Below are 17111 nucleotides of genomic sequence, written 5' to 3'. Positions count from 1 at the left end.
TTTTTAAAAATAAATGGGTTCGACTTTTTTAGTGTAAACGTTCGACTTTTTTCTAATCAACTGATTTTAAATACTCTTTACGGTATTCGGTTGGTGTTTTACCGGTGTATTTTTTAAAGGCAGTATTAAAAGAAGATTTAGAATTAAAGCCTACAGCGTACAATATTTCAAGAACAGTAAGTTGTTTTTGGTCAGGATCTTGTAAAATTTGCATAGCATTCTTTATTCTATACTCATTGATATAGTCAAAGAATTTCTTGTTTAAGGTTTTGTTTAAAAAAAGAGATAATTCATAACTACTCATTCCAAGCCCATTGGCCAGTTCAAAAATTGTTATGGAAGAGTTGGTATATATTTTATTTGTAATTACATATTCTTCTAGTCTTTCTTTTAAAGCTGAATCTCGATTAGTTCTTTCTTTACTTATAGATTTTTTCTCTTTTTCCTTATTCTCTTTCAGATATTCTTCTAATAGCTTAATGTTTGAATCTACACCATTAAATAAATATGGCTGGGACATTCCTTTATAAATAATCCACGATAGAAAAATAAGAGTAATAATGGATGATATATGATGATGGATGTTCTGTTCTTCATACAACTCCTTAAAACCAAACCTGAAAATGTTATAGACTAAAGTAGCTAATATAAAATAAACAAACACAATGGTTAGCTGCAATATCCATTTATAGTTCTTATCGCTAATATTTGAATAGTTTTCATTGACTATCTTTTTAAATCTATATACTATCCTAATTGACCAGATGCCATAAACTATCCCTTGAATTCTTAATAGGTAGTAAGTAAAGCCGATAAACCATGGCGTGTGATTAGGATTCGTTCTTATCTCTAATTTAACATCATCGTGTTGTAAGTGATAACTGAAAAGAAAGATAATTACAATGGCTATAAAAGGAATTAAATGTAACAAATCAACTTTTCTTAATTTATAATCTTTAAAAGCAGTAGTCTTAATATAGAAGAACCAACTAGGATAGATTAAAAAAGATAATGCAGGTATTATTAAATAATAGTTCGGGTGCTCTGTATAAAAGGAGGTTTTACTCAAAAGTACATCAAAACTTTCAATAGCAAAATCTAAAATAAAGAAGCCTAAAAAAATATTACCTGAACGCTCTTTAGTCTTGTTAAAAAACAGATACATTGAAAACAATAAAGCCAAACAAATGGTAATAAGATTATATATGTTATCAATATTCAAGTTCACTATCTATAAATCATTTAAAGCTCTTTTTCTAAATTGTGTAGGTGTGAGATTGGTATATTTCCTAAAGGCCGTATTGAATGACGACTTTGAATTAAAGCCTACATCATATAAAATTTCTAGCACTGTAATATCTTTCTTATCAGGATCTTGCAATAAGGTCATAGCCTTCTTAATACGGTAACTATTAACAAAATCGAAGAAATGTTGGTTCATATCGTGGTTTATAAGTAACGATAATTGCTTTATAGGCACTTGCAACTGGTCAGACAATTTGTATATGGTAAGATTGGGATTCAAATAAGGTTCTTCCATTTCCATATAAGTTTTAAGAGACCTGATCTCTTCAGAGTCCTCATTATTAGATTTGGTGACATGCTGCTCACTTTTAATCATATGCTTTACCAATTGCAATTTGGAATTTATACCTCTGAAAAGTTCAGGGCTATGCAAGGCTTTAAGTACCATCCAGCAAATAATGCCCAATGCCAGAAGTTGTACCAACCAATTAATATAAAAGAATATGACATCTAGATGCATAAACCTTAATGCATTTTTAATGGTTGCAAGCAAGATACTAATGGTGAGTAAAGTAACAAGTTGAAATAACCATTGATGGTGTAGTAGTTTTGTATCAGCATAGTTCTCTAGAAGCAGTTGCTTATATTTTTTAATTTCGATAAAACATATCACTAAATATATGAACAGTTGGATATGTAGAGTGATATAAGACAGTTTTATGGCAAGTAGTTCATGTCCAGCAGCATTGGCTTCTAAAAATGTCCATTTGCTTTCAAAATCAACTGCAAAAAAATCAGGCCATAGTATTATAAAATTAATTACAAAACCTAATATATGAAATAGGTGTTTAGCTTTTAGCTTGAAATTGGAGTAGATTACAGAAAGCAGATACAAATAAAGCAAAGGCAATTTAAAAAAAACAGTATTGTTAATAAGCATCCCCAATCCTGGATGTGTTGGATATACAAAATAAGAGGCCAAAATACCGCTAGAGTCTTGAGCATTGACCAATAAGAATGAGGCTAGTAATATATTACTGGTTTTGTTCTTTGTTTTAGCAGTTAACAAAAATATAACTAGAAGCCATGATATCAATACCAAAAAAAGATTAATTAAGTTCTGAAACGTAAAATCTTCCATGGTTATAGATACTCTGCAATTGTAATCATAGTTTTACAAAGATATAAGATAAAAGTATTAAAAGCATAAGGGTTATGCTCAGCTAAAAATATTATTAACTACGTAGTATATGTAAGATCTTTCTATTTCTCGATAATCAACTTTTGCCCAACACGCAATACTGAATTTTTACGTATGGCATTTGTGGTACAAATAGACCTAATCGTTACATTATTCCGTAACGAAATTCTAGATAAAGTATCACCAGGCTTTACAATATAGACCTCTCGTTGTTTTTCGAGACTAGCAATAGCTTCCTCTTCAGAAAGCAGAGGCACAATTTTACTTTGGCGTCTAGAATTATGGTATGCTGGTCGTGTCCATTTTTTGGTCACCCAAAGTTCCTGGGCTCTAATGGTATTATCGTCATCAAAATCAAATAAATATTCTGGATTTATAGAAATGCCTTTATAATTAATAACTAGATGCAAATGGCTGCCTCTGGCATTGCCTGTGGCACCACCATGCCCTAAAAAATCTCCAGCTTTTACGGTATCATTTTCTTTAACCGCATACTTTGATAAATGTGCGTAGGTTGTTTCCAGACCATTGTAATGTCTTACCACAACCGTTTTCCCGTGACCTGTATTGTACCGTGCAAAACGCACAATGCCATCAAACATGGTATAGATACTATCACCGGTTACCAGATCAATGTCTATACCTTTGTGCCCTCTGCCTCGTCTCCAACCAAAGCGCGAGGTCACTACTTTGTCAATGCCAATAGGAGATGTGTAGCTACTATCGTCAAATCGTATTCGTAGCGGGAAGATAAGTTCCACATCTTGGTAAGGGTTGTATTTTGTGTTGTCCCAATACTCGGCTTTAATATTGACTAGAGGAACTACCTGTAAGGTTTTCTCCATTTGTAGTTCATCCAATGAATCCAGAGCTTTAAAATGGGACGCGTTGAGTACCAGATCGGGTTGATAGTTTTGGGCATTTACTGTACAAAATGCCAACAACGAAGCCAATGCAATTAAGAGTTTTGTGCTATTAAACAAGGTTGGTTGTTTTTTTGAATGACGAATATAAAAAGTTTAAACGAAAATATATGTTAATCTATTGTTAGAAAATATAAGATTTTGATACTAAAAAAGAGAGAAATGTTAAAAACTACAAATAATCTAATAGTGTCACTTTCAATATTACATATTAGAAAGAATGAAGACCATTATATATGCTATTGGCATGAATAATAACACTTTAACATAAATGATGCAACTGCGTCGTTATTTTAACCTATCTTTACAGCATTAGCTAGTTGATCGGCTTTTCTTTATCTATTTTGTACCCCAATATATTTAATCCTTTGCTTTCTTCAATTTTTTAATAAAATTAAAGTGCCAGATTTTGGTAGTCCTTAAGGCTTATCGCTTCGCATTCACAAGGAATAGCACTACAACAATAAAAAAGAAATGCATATGGTTAACCCAACATTTTCAAGAGCCATAAATACCCAATTCTCAAAGACTTTAAGAAGCAGAGTAAATACGTATTTTAAAACCCACAACAAGAGCAGAAACGCCAATGCTAACATGGTTATAAAAACTGGCGTAATGATCGCCTTGTTCTTCGTACCATTAATTCTTATGGCTACAGGCATAGTCACATCTGTATGGTTATTGTTTACTCTGTATTTAATTACGGGTTTAGGCATGGCAGGCATAGGCATGGGCGTGATGCATGATGCCATACATGGTTCATATTCAAAAAGCAAAAACATTAATAAAGCCTTGAGTTATACGTTCAATCTTATTGGGGCCAATGCCACCGTTTGGAGAATTCAACACAATGTATTGCATCATACCTATACCAATATTAATGAGGCTGACGACGATCTTAACATGCCTTTCTTTTTAAGATTTTCACCACATACCAAATACAATTGGCTGCATCAGTTTCAGCATATATATATCTGGTTTTTCTATGGAATCTCTACCATAGCCTGGGTAACTGCAAAAGACTTTGTACGGCTAAAACGTTACAAGAATATGGGCTTTTTAAATAATAAGTACGAATACCCAAAAGCATTGGCAAGCATGACTGCATGGAAACTCTTTTATTACTCCTATGCTTTGGCATTACCTATGCTTATGGTACCACAGCCTTGGTGGTTGATACTATTGGCCTTTATATGTATGCATATTGTAACAGGACTTTTGGTAAGTATCGTGTTTCAGATTGCACACATTATGCCAGCCAATCAGTTTCCCTTACCTAACCAAGATGGTATGATGCAAAAAGATTGGTACGGCCATCAATTTGCAACTACTAGCAATTTTGCACCCAAAAGTAAATTCTTGTTTTGGTTTATTGGTGGGTTAAATTATCAAGTAGAACATCACGTCTTACCAGATGTATGCCATGTACATTATAAAAGTTTAACCAAAATCGTGGAAGAAACAGCACGAGAGTTTGGTATGCCATATCACGTTAAGAAAAGTATGGCACGAGCCATTGCAGATCATGTAAAGATGTTGCGTTGGTTGGGTAAGAAGGAGAGTACAGTCATGGCATAAACTATGATTATTCAATAATAAAATTTAAATACAGATGATATTCAAGACATTAATAAATAAATTAATAAATACTAATAAAGTAACAATTATGAAAGAAGGTACAGTAAAATTTTTCAATAATGCCAGAGGTTTTGGCTTTATAACCGTAAAAGACACAGAAGAAGAAATATTTGTTCATACGTCAAATCTTATTGATGAAATCAAAGAAAACGACCAAGTAAAATTTGAGGTTGAAAAAGGAGATAAAGGATTAAATGCAATTACCGTAAGTTTAATCTAATTTATAGCTATTAAACATTAAAAAAGAAGCCATCTAATAATGGTGGTTTCTTCTTAATTTCTAACAAACATATGTTTCATATGTCTTCAATCCGTTAAACTATTCTAATGGCTGAAAAAAAGGACTTGGATTTCACATATACCACTATTGACAAAATATTCCGTTTAAGTATGGGAGAATCGGCCGATTATAGTGGTGCCAAATATGATGGTAATTTTACAATGTCACTAGAAGAGGCACAAAAACAAAAACATCAATTCATTGCAGATAGCCTAAATATTAAAAAGGGTAGTAAGGTATTAGATATGGCTTGTGGTTGGGGACCATTCATCAAATATGTTACACAAGAAAGAGGTGCTGCCTGCATTGGTCTTACCTTATCAGAAGGGCAAGCAGAAGCCTGCCAAAATAACGATATGAATGTATTGGTAAAAGATTGTCGCACGGTAACTCCAGATGACTATGGTACTTTTGACGCCATATCCTGCATTGGTGGTTTAGAACATTTCTGTTCCATTACTCAATGGCAATCAGGTAAACAGGAAAGCATCTATGCAAATTTTTTTCAAACACTTAATTATTTACTGCCTACTGGTGGTAGATTTTACATGCAAACCATGACCTTTGCTAAAAACATGGTCGATTTTGAAACCATTGATGTCAATGCAGAAAAAGGTTCTGCAGCACATGTTATGGCACTTATGATTAAAGAGTTCCCTGGTTCCTGGCTTCCTTATGGGCCAGAAATGGTTATACGCAATGCCAAACCGTATTTTAAATTAATATCGCAAAGCAGCGGTCGTAAAGACTACATAGAGACCATTAGACAATGGCGAAAAAAATTCAGAGCATTTAGTTTTAAAAAGTACGCGCTATACCTATCATTACTCCCAAAATTACTAACTGATAGAGAATTCAGACATCAAGTGGCTGTTTTTAGAATAAGCCCAAATAAGATCTGTTTCGAAAAAGAAGTTATGGAGCATTATCGCTTGGTTTTCGAAAAGCTATAATTAACTGTCACTGCAACACCAAAACAGCATCTTTCAATTAATTGCCGGTCTGTGCCTGTACAAGAGTTTCATATTACGCTTATTAATAGGCATGTATGTGATAACACCTTTCCAATAAACCCCTAAAGAAAATTGTCCATCCATTAACGACAATTGTCCATTTTTTAAAACATACATGCTTACCATCTTTGTATCGTCAATAATGACACACTATATTTAAAACAATACAAAAATGGAAAATGTACACGTAACAGGATTTAAAGTTCCTACAAAAGAAGATGTATCTTCAACAAACCAAGAGATTTTTGATAACCTGAACAAAGCGTTAGGTTTTGTACCTAATCTTTATGCCACCATAGCCTATTCTGACCATGGTTTAGCACGTTATTTAGAATTTCAGAATGCTAAAACCTCTTTGTCTAACAAAGAAAAAGAAGCCGTAAACCTTATTGTTAGTCAGGTAAACGGCTGTATCTATTGCCAAAGTGCACATGTGGTTTTAGGTAAAATGAATGGCTTTAACGATGAACAATTATTAGGTATCCGTAAGGGTAGAAGCGAAAATCCAAAACTGAACGCTCTGGTTGTACTTGCGGCAGACCTTACACAAAACAGAGGTAATGCCAGTGACGAGAACATAGAGGAGTTTTTTGCTCAAGGCTACACTAACGAAAACCTTGTGGATCTGATCCTTCAGATCAGTGATAAAACAGCAATGAACTACCTGCACAATTTAACTAAAGTGCCAGTTGATTTTCCAATAGCTGAAACCATTTAAAATAGCAAAGGGAGTATGTTTATGACATGCTTCCTTTTTTTAACTATAGATCGATATAAAAAATGAATCTAACAAAGAGCATACTCAAGTTCTTAAAGAAAAGCCCCAATCATGAGCATACAAATTCTCCGGAAGGCTTTTGCCCGAATTGTTGGGGAAGACAAGAATATGGTGGAAATTTTTATAAAGCTTTAAAATCTAAAAACATCAAAGATTTAGAACAACAAAAAGGCTGGATCACATCATATGTAGAACAAAATTTAAAGGCAATACACTTAAAACCAAAAGACAAAACACTATTGTGTAATGTATGTTTTGAAAGCTACAACCATTAGATCATTACATGTTCAATTATTAATACACTAAAAATGTCGTCAGAAATAAAACATCCGCTACCACCATTTACATCAGAAACTGCCTTACAAAAAGTACAACTGGCCGAAGATGCCTGGAACAGTAAGAACCCTGAAAAGGTATCTAAAGCCTATACCATAGATTCCGAATGGCGTAACAGAACACAATTCATTAATGGGCGAGAGGAGATCGTACAATTCTTAACACAAAAATGGAAGAAAGAACGCCACTATAAACTAAAAAAAGAACTCTGGGGATTTAAAGATAACCGAATGGCTGTTAGATTTGAGTATGAATTTCAAGATGAATACGACAAATGGTACAGAGCCTATGGTAATGAGCTTTGGGAATTTGACGCAAATGGTCTGATGCAAAAGCGTTATGCCAGCATCAACGATTTAAAAATTAATGAAAATGAACGAAAATTAACATAATTTAGAACCTATGTTGCAACACAATGATTTTACACTTATCAATCCGCAAACAGGCACACTGTCTTTTAAGCTCTCATATTTTGATGTAGACAACCCATTTAACGAACTTTTAAAATTGAGCCATTACTCGCTCATTTGGGTAACCAATGGTAGTGGTAATGTAAAAGCCGATTTTAATGAGTACAGCTTTGAAGCCAACACATTGTTGTCATTTTCGCCTCACCAACCCTTTATGGTTGAAGCCGAGAAGTGTATTAGTGGTCTGGTCATTAACTTTCATCCAGATTTCTTTTGTATCCATAAACATCATAAAGAAGTGGCTTGTCATGGCGTATTGTTCAACAACATATATAGTCCACCTTTTGTTGATGTAGATGCAAAAGTCCAAGCCAATTTTAATATGATTGTTGAACAGATCAAGGCTGAAATGCAAAACCCAGCTCTTGCACAATATGAGTTATTGATCTCTTATCTTAAAATTTTCCTCATCACGGCATCACGGCTTAAAACAGAACAGCAAACCCAGATAGAGGAGACCATAGACCAGCCCGAAAAACCCTTTATTTTACAAAACCTAAAAAACTATATCGAGCTGCACTATAAATCCAAACACACGGCAAGTGACTATGCAGATATGTTGGCCATAAGCCCAAAGGCACTTACCAAGCTCACCAAGATACATTTCAACAAAACTTTAACAGATCTCATCTCCGAACGTATTATCATTGAAGCTAAACGCGAGCTGTATCTCACCAACAAAACCGTAAAAGAGATTGCATATGAATTAGGATATAATGATGAATATTATTTTAGCAGATTCTTTAAAAAGAATGCCGAGGTATCACCACAAGTGTATAGAGACACAGTTGGTTTTGATAGAGCTTCAGCCGTTACCAGTTCATACCAAACTAAAGAATAATATGTCCTATAAAGCCACACTTCACGTAGTTTTCGTTTTGGATACAATTTTACAACCAAAAGCTAATGAAAATTTAAGATTTTATTTAATTTTATGGGGTATGTACCTGTTGTTTTTCAGTAGTTGGTAACTTGTTAAACAATCACTCAAATTATCGTTACATGAAATTGTTATTACTCATAGTATTTTTCTCAATTCTAGGCTGTAAAGAATCCGTTGTAAAAAAGAATAATTCTGATTCTTCATTGGAAATGAAACGTACAGAATGTATTGAAAGAATATTTGCAAAAGACAGTTTTTTAGGAAATGTTAGGAACCATGCTTCCGAAAAAATACCATTAAAGGATGCACTAAACAACTATACTAGTGAGTTAGAATCTTTAGATTATACAAACTGTCCCGAAAATTTTATTTCTGCATTCCAAGATCATATTAATGCTTGGAAAAAAGTTGCGGAAATATCTAGTAAGTATCCGTCCTTAAGAGGAGAATTGCATGACATATTTTTACAGTTAGAGAAAAGTAAGGATTCAATAGAATTAAAATCGCTTGTGAAACAAGTTTGGGATACTTGGAGCAAGGTAGAAGAAAGTGCTAGTAACCAATCCTAAACACCAAATGCATTTTAATACAACTATAGTAGTTAAAATATGCAACACACACCAAAATGCATCGTCTTTACCAAAAAGACTTAATGCGTTTATATCAATTGCAGGTTAATATACCTCTGTTTCAAATAGTACTTGTCTCATTTTTCTTAATGAGTTGTAAAGCAACTTCAATTCAATCCAATTCGTTACAAGAAGTATCTCAAAAGCAATCCAAAGAAAATCTATTTATTATTGATACCATTCAACTAAAAAGTAATGTATTCAATAATACAAGAAGAATTCGGGTTTTATTACCACCAGATTATTATAAAAACAATAATAAGTATCCCGTACTATATTTAAACGATGGAGTTTTAGTGTTTCACGCATATGATATTCAAACCATAGTGCATGAGCTAATTAAGTCAAAGAAGATAGAACCAATTATTGTGGTTGGAATTGATAATGGAGCCTCAACAGTGGAGTCAACAAACCCCTTGCGAGATCGAGCAAATGAATATTTACCTTGGGAAGACTTTTTTGAAACAAACGAAAACGCAAAAATTAATAACCCAAAAGGAAAGTTGTATCCAGATTTTCTGATCAATGAAGTTATTCCATTAGTAAATTCAAATTTTCGAACTAAAAAAGGGTATAAGCATACGGGATTTGGAGGTTCATCAAGAGGAGCACTCATAGCTTTGTATACGGCGTTAAAAAACCCAAAACAATGCAGTCGACTTCTTCTCGAAAGTCCATCATTATATGTTCATAATCAGGAAATATTAAAAATCTCTAGAGGCAAAAATAAATGGCCACAAAGAGTATATATTGGTATTGGTACAGAAGAAGGTGATACATTTCAAATTAAAAAAATGGCTGTTGAAGATGCAGAAAATTTAAAAAACATAATTCAAAACAACGCATCTAAAACTAAAGTAAACTATCTTTTGGACAATGAAGGTAAGCACAGCTTTGAAGATTTTGCAAAAAGATTTCCAAAAGCTTTAGAATTTTTATACGGGAAAAATTAAAAACAGTTGGGATACTTCAAAAGAAAACACATATAAGCAAGGCGATAATGATGAATATTTCTTTAGTAGAATTTTTAAAAAACCTATTGATAAAATGATACGCAATAAAAAAGCTAACAACACATAGTTAATAAATATTGATCATTATTTCTTTGAACACTCAATTTAGGTTGTACTTTTGCAACTTGATATATGAGTAGATCTATTACAACATTAGAACTTGAGGACAGAAAAGTTGGTAAAAGCCTTTATAATTACCAACACGGTGCCATCGAGAAGATATTTAAATGCTTTGAAGATGCTCCAGAAGATTATCATTTATTGTATCAACTTCCAACTGGTGGAGGTAAAACCGTTATTTTTTCAGAGATCGTACGTCAGTTTTTAAAGCACCACGATACCAAAGTACTTGTTATGACCCATCGTATTGAGCTATGCAAGCAAACCTCTAGAATGCTTACAGAGTTTAATGTGGTTAATAAAGTAGTAGATAGCAAAGCTAATCTTGAAGATCAGGATCAATATAGTTGTTTTGTAGCAATGGTCGAAACCTTGAACAACAGATTAAATGAAGATAAGCTAGATATTTCTAATATCGGCTTGGTAATTATAGACGAAGCTCATTACAACTCCTTTACCAAACTCTTTAAGTTTTTTGAAAAGTCCTTCATTTTGGGTGTTACGGCTACGCCTTTAAGCTCTAACATAAAGTTACCAATGAAAGACAATTACAACGAGCTTATTGTTGGTGAAAGTATAGAGTCTTTAATTAAGAATAAATTTTTGGCAAGAGCAGAAATCTATTCATACAATGTTGGTTTAACTTCTTTAGTAGTTGGTGCAAACGGAGATTATACCGTAAAATCTTCAGAAGACTTATACAACAATTTTGATATGTTAAGTAAGCTATTGCATGCCTACGAAGAGCAATCAAAAGGCAAGAAAACGCTAATATTTAACAACGGTATTCATACTTCGCAATATGTCTATGAAACGTTTAGAGCGGCTGGATATCCAATTGCCCATTTAGACAATACAAACTCTAAAAAAGAAAGAAAAAAGATCTTAAAATGGTTTAAAGATACACCTGATGCCATTTTAACGTCTGTAAGTATTCTCACCACTGGTTTTGACGAACCAACGGTAGAATCTATCATTTTGAACAGAGCTACAAAATCGCTCACATTATATTATCAGATGATTGGTAGAGGCTCACGAATTCTTAAAGATAAAGATACTTTTACAGTCATAGATTTGGGAAATAACCTTCATAGATTTGGGCCTTGGGGTTCAGAATTAGATTGGCAGCGCATCTTTAGATCACCTAATTTCTATTTGGATACTTTACTCAATGATGAGGATATCGAAAGTAATTTTAAATATGAGATGCCTGACGAATTACGAGCAGAGTTCTCTAATTCCGAAGAAGTTTATTTAGATATTAATGAGGTATATACTGAATCCATAAGAAATGGCGAATCTTCTAAAGTTGTTTTATCGCGCTCTATAGAGCATCATGCCATGTTGTGCATAGAAAACAGCGAAGATGTTTATGATGCATTAGAATTAGCAAAAAAACTAGGCGATGACATAGACCATAGGATAAATAGATATAGTAAGTGTATTTGTAAGAGTACCTTTAATTTTATTGAGTGGTTGAAAGAAGACTACAGAAAAAAATTGCGCACATATCTACGTAAAAACTTTGATGTGCTTTTTGAAGAAATACACGGTAAACCTGCTGAATAAAACAAATTTTAATTAAAGGAATTTCTAATACAAATACCTGAATTACAGTGATATACTAGTATAAAAATTAGCTATCTATTTTTTTTGATTCTTATTTTAAGAATGTAAACCCTATCTTTACTGAAAATATTTAAGACATCTCTGTACACATTAGATTGATATTTGATAAACCTATCTTCAAAAATTTGTTTGATTTTGCACTAATTCTTATTTATAAAATCATAATGTAAAATTTAAATCTAGTGAATGGGAAAATCTCAACAAACATTTAATAAAAGCGAAAAAGAGAAGAAAAGACTAAAAAAACGCGAAGACAAGAAAAAGAAAAAAGAAGCCCGGAAAGCAGAAAATCAAAAAACCAAGGGTATTCAGTTTGCCTATGTAGACTATAATGGAAATTTAACAGATACTCCGCCAGACCCAAATATGAAGGTTAAAGTCGATGCCGAGAGCATTGAAATAGGCATTCCTAAAAAAGAAGATAGTGAAGATGCTGCATTTGACCCAGTAAGAACAGGTAAAGTTAATTATTTTGATACTTCAAAAGGATTTGGGTTTATTATTGATTCTGAAAACAATGAGAAACACTTCGTTCATGTTAGCGGCTTAATTGACGAAATTATAGAAAATGACAAAGTGACTTTCGAGCTTGAAAAAGGTCTCAAAGGCATGAACGCCGTAAAGGTGAAGAAAATATAAAACTTTCCTTTTTTTTTGATTGCAATCATTTTTCTTATTTTAGAGTACACATCTAAAATAAAAGAATGAACAAACAATTAATCTTTGTAAAACGCCCAATAGGATTTCCCGAACCAGATATCTGGAGATTGGAAAAAAATGATATTCCAGATTTAAAAGATGGAGAGTTTTTGGTTCAAAACCATTACGTTTCATTAGACCCAGCGATGCGTGGTTGGATGAATGCCAATAGGTCTTATATAGAACCTATTAAAGTTGGCGATGTGATGCGTGCTGGTACTATTGGTAAGATTGTCAAGGTAAAAAACAACCCGAAGTTTAAAGTAGGAGATTGTGTCACAGGTTTTGGCGGTGTGCAACAATATTGCATTACTAACGGATCTAACTGGCATAAAGTGGATCCTTCTATTGCTCCAATGCCAATGTATTTAAGTACATTAGGGATGACTGGAATGACAGCTTACTTTGGGATTCTTGAGGTTGGTAAGATAAAATTCGGTGATGTTGTTTTAGTTTCTGGCGCTGCTGGAGCTGTAGGAAGTGTAGTTGGACAAATAGCCAAACTAAAAGGTTGCACGGTCGTTGGTATTGCTGGAGGTAAAGACAAATGCAAATATTTACTTGACGAATTAGGTTTTGACGAAGCTATAGATTACAAATCCGAAAATGTGATTAAAGAGCTAAAAGTGAAATGCCCTAATGGAATAGACGTTTATTTTGATAACGTTGGTGGGGAAATTTTGGAATATGCTTTGGCAATATTGCGTTTGCATGCAAGAATAGTCATCTGCGGAGCCATTTCACAATATAATAATACGTCTAAAATGAAAGGTCCAGCAAATTATATGTCCTTATTGGTCAATAGAGCAACTATGCAAGGCATGGTTGTTTTCGATTATGCCAAAGATTACCAGAAGGCCGCACTAGAAATGAGTCAATGGATAAAAGAAGGGAAACTTAAAAGTAAAGAAGATATTTACGAGGGCATTGAAAATTTTTATGACACCTTCAAACGCTTGTTTACTGGAGAAAAGAAAGGAAAATTAATATTAAAGGTCATTGAATGACTTTAAAAAGTTTTAATCAAATTAAAGCTTATGATTATAATAATGGGTGTAAGCGGGTGTGGAAAAACAACAATAGGTAAATTATTGTCAAAAGAAACTCAACTTCCATTTTTTGATGCAGACGATTTTCATCCAGAAGAGAATATTAAAAAGATGAAGACTAATGAGTCTTTAACTGATGAAGATAGGCTACCATGGTTAAATAATTTAGCTTCAAAAATTGAAGAATGGGAAAATAATGGTGGAGCCATTTTAGCTTGTTCTGCACTAAAAGAATCTTACCGAAAATTGCTATCTTCAAAAACAGAGAATATTTTTTGGGTTTTTCTTGATGGGTCATTTGACCTAATTAAATCAAGATTAGAGCAAAGGCATAATCATTATATGAAGTCAGATTTATTACAATCTCAATTTAATACTTTAGAAGAACCTAATTATGGTTTGAAAATTAATATTGCAAAGTCTAAAGAAGACATTATTAAACAAATACTTTTAAACTTAAATGATTAAATCAGATTTTGGTGTTATAGGGCTAGGTGTTATGGGAAAGAGCATTAGTCTAAATGTTTCAGAAAATGGTTTTCCCATTTCAGTCTATAACCGTGAGTTTCCAGGCGAGGAATATGTAGTTGAAGATTTTTTGAAAACCAATCATTCATTTACAAATATTCAAGGATTTACAGAGCTTAAATCGTTCATTGATTCACAAAAAACACCTAGAAAAATATTTTTAATGATTAAAGCTGGAGATGCCATTGATCAAATGATTGACCAGTTACTACCTTTTTTATCAAAAGGTGATATAATTATTGATGGAGGAAACTCTCATTATTTAGATACGAAAAAGCGATTTGATTTTCTGTCTTCAAAAGGAATTAATTTTATTGGTTGTGGTGTTTCTGGTGGAGAAGAAGGAGCAAGGTCTGGACCATCAATGATGCCTGGAGGCACAAAAGAAAGTTATAATCAAGTCTCTCAAATTTTAGAAACCATTGCAGCAAAAGATTCTAACGGTAAACCATGTTGCACTTTTGTTGGACCAGAAGGTTCAGGACATTTTGTAAAAATGGTTCATAATGGTATTGAGTATGCAGAAATGCAATTATTGACGGAATTATATGCGTTATTATCCACTACGTTGAATTATCAGGAGATTGCTCAATATTTTTTAGAATGGAATAAAGGAGAACTTGAAAGTTTTTTACTTGAAATAACGGCTAATATTCTTCAGAAAAAAGAAGGTAATGATTATTTATTGGATAAAATTCTTGATAAAGCTCAAAACAAAGGTACGGGTTCTTGGTCTAGTATTGCAGCACTAAATTTAGGCTATCCAAATACCATAATGTCATCAGCTGTATTTGCAAGATATATTTCATCTTTTAAAGAAAAACGTGTTGTTTATTCTAATCAGACAAAAAAATTATCCGATGAAAAATTGAGTATAGATATAGAGTCCATAAAAAAAGCGTATCAATTTGCCAGAATAATAAACCACCAGCAAGGTTTTGCATTAATAAAGCAAGCTACTGATGTATATGAATGGAACTTAAATTTATCTGAATTAGCTAGAATTTGGACTAATGGTTGTATTATTCGATCTGCTTTAATGAATGATTTATCTTCATTATTTACTAAAAATGAGGATATTATAGATGATTCAAAAACGTTTAAATTTTTAAACCAATTTGAAAATGATGTTTCAAAAACCATTCAGAATGCTTTTTCAAAAAGAATTGCTTTAGATTCATTTTGTTCTGCTTATAACTATTGGATTTCGATGACATCAAATAAATTACCTGCTAATTTAATACAAGCTCAAAGAGATTATTTTGGTGCTCATACATATCAGCGTATTGATAAAGATTCTAATGAATATTTTCATACAAACTGGAAAGTAAAATGATAGATTTTTCATTAATAACAGCGGTATTATTGGGTATAATAGTATTGCTTATTCTCATTCTCAAATTTAGAATTCAAGCCTTTGCTGCTCTATTAATTTCAAGTATTATTGTTGGCGTTTTTTCAGGAATGCAGCCTTATTCCATCATTTCTACGATGCAGGAAGGTATGGGAAATACATTGGGCTTTGTGGCTGTTGTTGTTGGTTTAGGTGCTATGTTTGGAGCTATATTAGAACATTCTGGCGGAGCTGAAGCTTTGGCAAATTATTTATTGAGAAAGTTTGGAGAAAAAAATGCTTCATGGGCTTTAGTAATTGCTGGTTTTTTTGTTGCTATTCCTGTTTTTTTTGATGTAGCATTTATCATTTTAGTTCCACTTATTTATTCTTTACAACGCAAAACCAAGAAGTCTTTATTATTATATGGTATTCCGCTTCTTGCTGGTTTGGCAATAACGCATTCATTTATTCCGCCAACACCAGGACCAGTTGCTGTTGCAGATATTCTAAGAGCTGATTTAGGTTGGGTTATTTTATTCGGATTTCTTGTTGGCATTCCGACGGCTATTGTTACAGGGCCACTGTTTGGAAAATATATTGCTAAAAAAATTCATATAAATGCACCAGAACTTTTAGATGAAGACACTCAAAAAAGTAGTTATCCTGCAGTCGGACTTATAGTAACTATTATTGGTATTCCCATCTTATTAATTGTTTGTAATACATTACTTAACAGTCCATTGCTTGAAAATTATAATATTTCTCAAAACTTAAAAGAATGGCTTAAAATGATTGGTCATCCATTTACTGCATTAATTCTAGCCAATTTAATTGCATGGTATCTTTTAGGAATACGTAGACAAACTGCTAAAGAAACTTTATTGAACATTACAACAAAATCGATGGCTCCTGCTGGCATCATTATTTTGCTAACAGGTGCTGGAGGTGTATTTAAACAAATGTTGGTCAACACTGGAACAGGAGAAATGTTGGCCAAGTATTTTGCTAATCAAGGTGTAAGCTTATTTTTATTTGCATTTATTGCTGCCTCATTGGTTAGAATTTTACAAGGCTCTGCAACTGTTGCTATGATCACTGCTGCTGGACTTACTGCACCACTTTTAGGTTCTGGTGTTAGCGAAATTGATAAGGCACTTATAGTTATTGCTATAGCATCAGGTGCTTCAATTTTATCTCATGTTAATGATAGTGGCTTTTGGCTAGTAAGTAAATATTTAGGTCTATCTGAAAAACAAACATTTAGAAGTTGGACCGTTATGACAACCATTCTTGCTTTTATTGGATTTGCTTCAGTGAGTGTCTTTTCTTTAATTTTTTAAA

At 32.9% G+C, this 17111-nt stretch carries 18 protein-coding genes; 15 read left to right on the top strand and 3 right to left on the bottom strand.

Going from position 1 to position 17111, the window contains the following annotated elements:
• Window positions 1-52 precede the first annotated feature (52 nt).
• The 3 genes from AAFP94_RS13010 to AAFP94_RS13000 all read right to left on the bottom strand — a co-directional run bounded on the left by AAFP94_RS13010 (window position 53) and on the right by AAFP94_RS13000 (window position 3429).
• Window positions 53-1165, bottom strand: a complete 1113-nt coding sequence (locus tag AAFP94_RS13010) for a helix-turn-helix domain-containing protein (RefSeq protein WP_316663176.1) — start codon at window positions 1163-1165, stop codon at window positions 53-55.
• A 66-nt stretch (window positions 1166-1231) separates the two neighbouring features.
• Window positions 1232-2386, bottom strand: coding sequence for a helix-turn-helix domain-containing protein (locus AAFP94_RS13005; RefSeq protein WP_316663175.1), 1155 nt, complete (start codon window positions 2384-2386; stop codon window positions 1232-1234).
• Between the two features lie 122 nt (window positions 2387-2508).
• Complete coding sequence (locus tag AAFP94_RS13000; protein ID WP_316663174.1) at window positions 2509-3429, bottom strand: M23 family metallopeptidase; 921 nt, start codon at window positions 3427-3429, stop codon at window positions 2509-2511.
• A 420-nt stretch (window positions 3430-3849) separates the two neighbouring features.
• Between AAFP94_RS13000 and AAFP94_RS12995 the strand changes: the two genes are divergently transcribed.
• The 15 genes from AAFP94_RS12995 to AAFP94_RS12925 all read left to right on the top strand — a co-directional run bounded on the left by AAFP94_RS12995 (window position 3850) and on the right by AAFP94_RS12925 (window position 17110).
• Complete coding sequence (locus AAFP94_RS12995) at window positions 3850-4947, top strand: fatty acid desaturase family protein (RefSeq protein ID WP_316663173.1); 1098 nt, start codon at window positions 3850-3852, stop codon at window positions 4945-4947.
• 88 nt (window positions 4948-5035) lie between these two features.
• Window positions 5036-5227, top strand: coding sequence for a cold-shock protein (locus AAFP94_RS12990; protein ID WP_316663172.1), 192 nt, complete (start codon window positions 5036-5038; stop codon window positions 5225-5227).
• 107 nt (window positions 5228-5334) lie between these two features.
• Window positions 5335-6240 (top strand): SAM-dependent methyltransferase, encoded by a 906-nt coding sequence (locus AAFP94_RS12985; RefSeq protein WP_316663171.1) that lies wholly within the window; start codon window positions 5335-5337, stop codon window positions 6238-6240.
• Between the two features lie 232 nt (window positions 6241-6472).
• A complete protein-coding gene (locus tag AAFP94_RS12980) occupies window positions 6473-7018 on the top strand; it encodes a carboxymuconolactone decarboxylase family protein (protein WP_316663169.1) in 546 nt (181 codons plus the stop codon).
• A gap of 62 nt (window positions 7019-7080) precedes the next feature.
• Complete coding sequence (locus AAFP94_RS12975) at window positions 7081-7353, top strand: hypothetical protein (protein WP_316663168.1); 273 nt, start codon at window positions 7081-7083, stop codon at window positions 7351-7353.
• A 33-nt stretch (window positions 7354-7386) separates the two neighbouring features.
• The gene (locus AAFP94_RS12970) at window positions 7387-7806 is read left to right on the top strand and encodes a nuclear transport factor 2 family protein (RefSeq protein WP_316663167.1); all 420 of its coding nucleotides are present in this window, start codon (window positions 7387-7389) and stop codon (window positions 7804-7806) included.
• A 10-nt stretch (window positions 7807-7816) separates the two neighbouring features.
• Window positions 7817-8725 carry a helix-turn-helix domain-containing protein gene (locus AAFP94_RS12965; RefSeq protein WP_316663166.1) on the top strand — a complete coding sequence of 303 codons (909 nt, stop codon included), beginning with the start codon at window positions 7817-7819 and terminating at the stop codon, window positions 8723-8725.
• 161 nt (window positions 8726-8886) lie between these two features.
• The gene (locus AAFP94_RS12960) at window positions 8887-9336 is read left to right on the top strand and encodes a hypothetical protein (RefSeq protein ID WP_316663165.1); all 450 of its coding nucleotides are present in this window, start codon (window positions 8887-8889) and stop codon (window positions 9334-9336) included.
• 56 nt (window positions 9337-9392) lie between these two features.
• Window positions 9393-10349 (top strand): alpha/beta hydrolase, encoded by a 957-nt coding sequence (locus tag AAFP94_RS12955; RefSeq protein WP_316663164.1) that lies wholly within the window; start codon window positions 9393-9395, stop codon window positions 10347-10349.
• A gap of 192 nt (window positions 10350-10541) precedes the next feature.
• Window positions 10542-12098 carry a DEAD/DEAH box helicase gene (locus AAFP94_RS12950; protein ID WP_316663163.1) on the top strand — a complete coding sequence of 519 codons (1557 nt, stop codon included), beginning with the start codon at window positions 10542-10544 and terminating at the stop codon, window positions 12096-12098.
• Between the two features lie 246 nt (window positions 12099-12344).
• Complete coding sequence (locus tag AAFP94_RS12945; RefSeq protein ID WP_316663162.1) at window positions 12345-12797, top strand: cold-shock protein; 453 nt, start codon at window positions 12345-12347, stop codon at window positions 12795-12797.
• Window positions 12798-12862: 65 nt separating this feature from the next.
• The gene (locus AAFP94_RS12940; RefSeq protein ID WP_316663161.1) at window positions 12863-13864 is read left to right on the top strand and encodes an NADP-dependent oxidoreductase; all 1002 of its coding nucleotides are present in this window, start codon (window positions 12863-12865) and stop codon (window positions 13862-13864) included.
• Between the two features lie 30 nt (window positions 13865-13894).
• Complete coding sequence (locus tag AAFP94_RS12935; protein WP_316663160.1) at window positions 13895-14374, top strand: gluconokinase; 480 nt, start codon at window positions 13895-13897, stop codon at window positions 14372-14374.
• The gene (gene gndA, locus AAFP94_RS12930) at window positions 14367-15770 is read left to right on the top strand and encodes an NADP-dependent phosphogluconate dehydrogenase (RefSeq protein WP_316663159.1); all 1404 of its coding nucleotides are present in this window, start codon (window positions 14367-14369) and stop codon (window positions 15768-15770) included. Before AAFP94_RS12935 ends, gndA begins: the two co-directional genes overlap by 8 nt.
• Window positions 15767-17110, top strand: coding sequence for a GntP family permease (locus tag AAFP94_RS12925; RefSeq protein WP_316663158.1), 1344 nt, complete (start codon window positions 15767-15769; stop codon window positions 17108-17110). The genes gndA and AAFP94_RS12925 overlap by 4 nt, the downstream gene beginning before the upstream one ends.
• The last annotated feature ends 1 nt before the right edge of the window (window position 17111 follow it).

Origin of the sequence: Gilvirhabdus luticola (assembly GCF_040117515.1) — a bacterium.
GTDB classification, from domain to species: Bacteria; Bacteroidota; Bacteroidia; order Flavobacteriales; family Flavobacteriaceae; genus Gilvirhabdus; species Gilvirhabdus luticola.
Note: the sequence above shows the minus strand (reverse complement) of the source record. Positions and strands in the feature narration are given on the sequence as shown.

Bases quoted from the DNA above. Each gene is read 5' to 3' on its own strand.
- AAFP94_RS12995 (WP_316663173.1), top strand. From the start codon at position 3,850: ATGGTTAACCCAACATTTTCAAGAGCCATAAATACCCAATTCTCAAAG.
- AAFP94_RS12945 (WP_316663162.1), top strand. From the start codon at position 12,345: ATGGGAAAATCTCAACAAACATTTAATAAAAGCGAAAAAGAGAAGAAA.
- AAFP94_RS12985 (WP_316663171.1), top strand. From the start codon at position 5,335: ATGGCTGAAAAAAAGGACTTGGATTTCACATATACCACTATTGACAAA.
- AAFP94_RS12925 (WP_316663158.1), top strand. From the start codon at position 15,767: ATGATAGATTTTTCATTAATAACAGCGGTATTATTGGGTATAATAGTA.
- AAFP94_RS12970 (WP_316663167.1), top strand. From the start codon at position 7,387: ATGTCGTCAGAAATAAAACATCCGCTACCACCATTTACATCAGAAACT.
- gndA (WP_316663159.1), top strand. From the start codon at position 14,367: ATGATTAAATCAGATTTTGGTGTTATAGGGCTAGGTGTTATGGGAAAG.
- AAFP94_RS13010 (WP_316663176.1), bottom strand. From the start codon at position 1,165: ATGTATCTGTTTTTTAACAAGACTAAAGAGCGTTCAGGTAATATTTTT.
- AAFP94_RS12955 (WP_316663164.1), top strand. From the start codon at position 9,393: ATGCATCGTCTTTACCAAAAAGACTTAATGCGTTTATATCAATTGCAG.
- AAFP94_RS13005 (WP_316663175.1), bottom strand. From the start codon at position 2,386: ATGGAAGATTTTACGTTTCAGAACTTAATTAATCTTTTTTTGGTATTG.
- AAFP94_RS12975 (WP_316663168.1), top strand. From the start codon at position 7,081: ATGAATCTAACAAAGAGCATACTCAAGTTCTTAAAGAAAAGCCCCAAT.
- AAFP94_RS12960 (WP_316663165.1), top strand. From the start codon at position 8,887: ATGAAATTGTTATTACTCATAGTATTTTTCTCAATTCTAGGCTGTAAA.
- AAFP94_RS12940 (WP_316663161.1), top strand. From the start codon at position 12,863: ATGAACAAACAATTAATCTTTGTAAAACGCCCAATAGGATTTCCCGAA.
- AAFP94_RS12980 (WP_316663169.1), top strand. From the start codon at position 6,473: ATGGAAAATGTACACGTAACAGGATTTAAAGTTCCTACAAAAGAAGAT.
- AAFP94_RS12990 (WP_316663172.1), top strand. From the start codon at position 5,036: ATGAAAGAAGGTACAGTAAAATTTTTCAATAATGCCAGAGGTTTTGGC.
- AAFP94_RS12950 (WP_316663163.1), top strand. From the start codon at position 10,542: ATGAGTAGATCTATTACAACATTAGAACTTGAGGACAGAAAAGTTGGT.
- AAFP94_RS12935 (WP_316663160.1), top strand. From the start codon at position 13,895: ATGATTATAATAATGGGTGTAAGCGGGTGTGGAAAAACAACAATAGGT.
- AAFP94_RS12965 (WP_316663166.1), top strand. From the start codon at position 7,817: ATGTTGCAACACAATGATTTTACACTTATCAATCCGCAAACAGGCACA.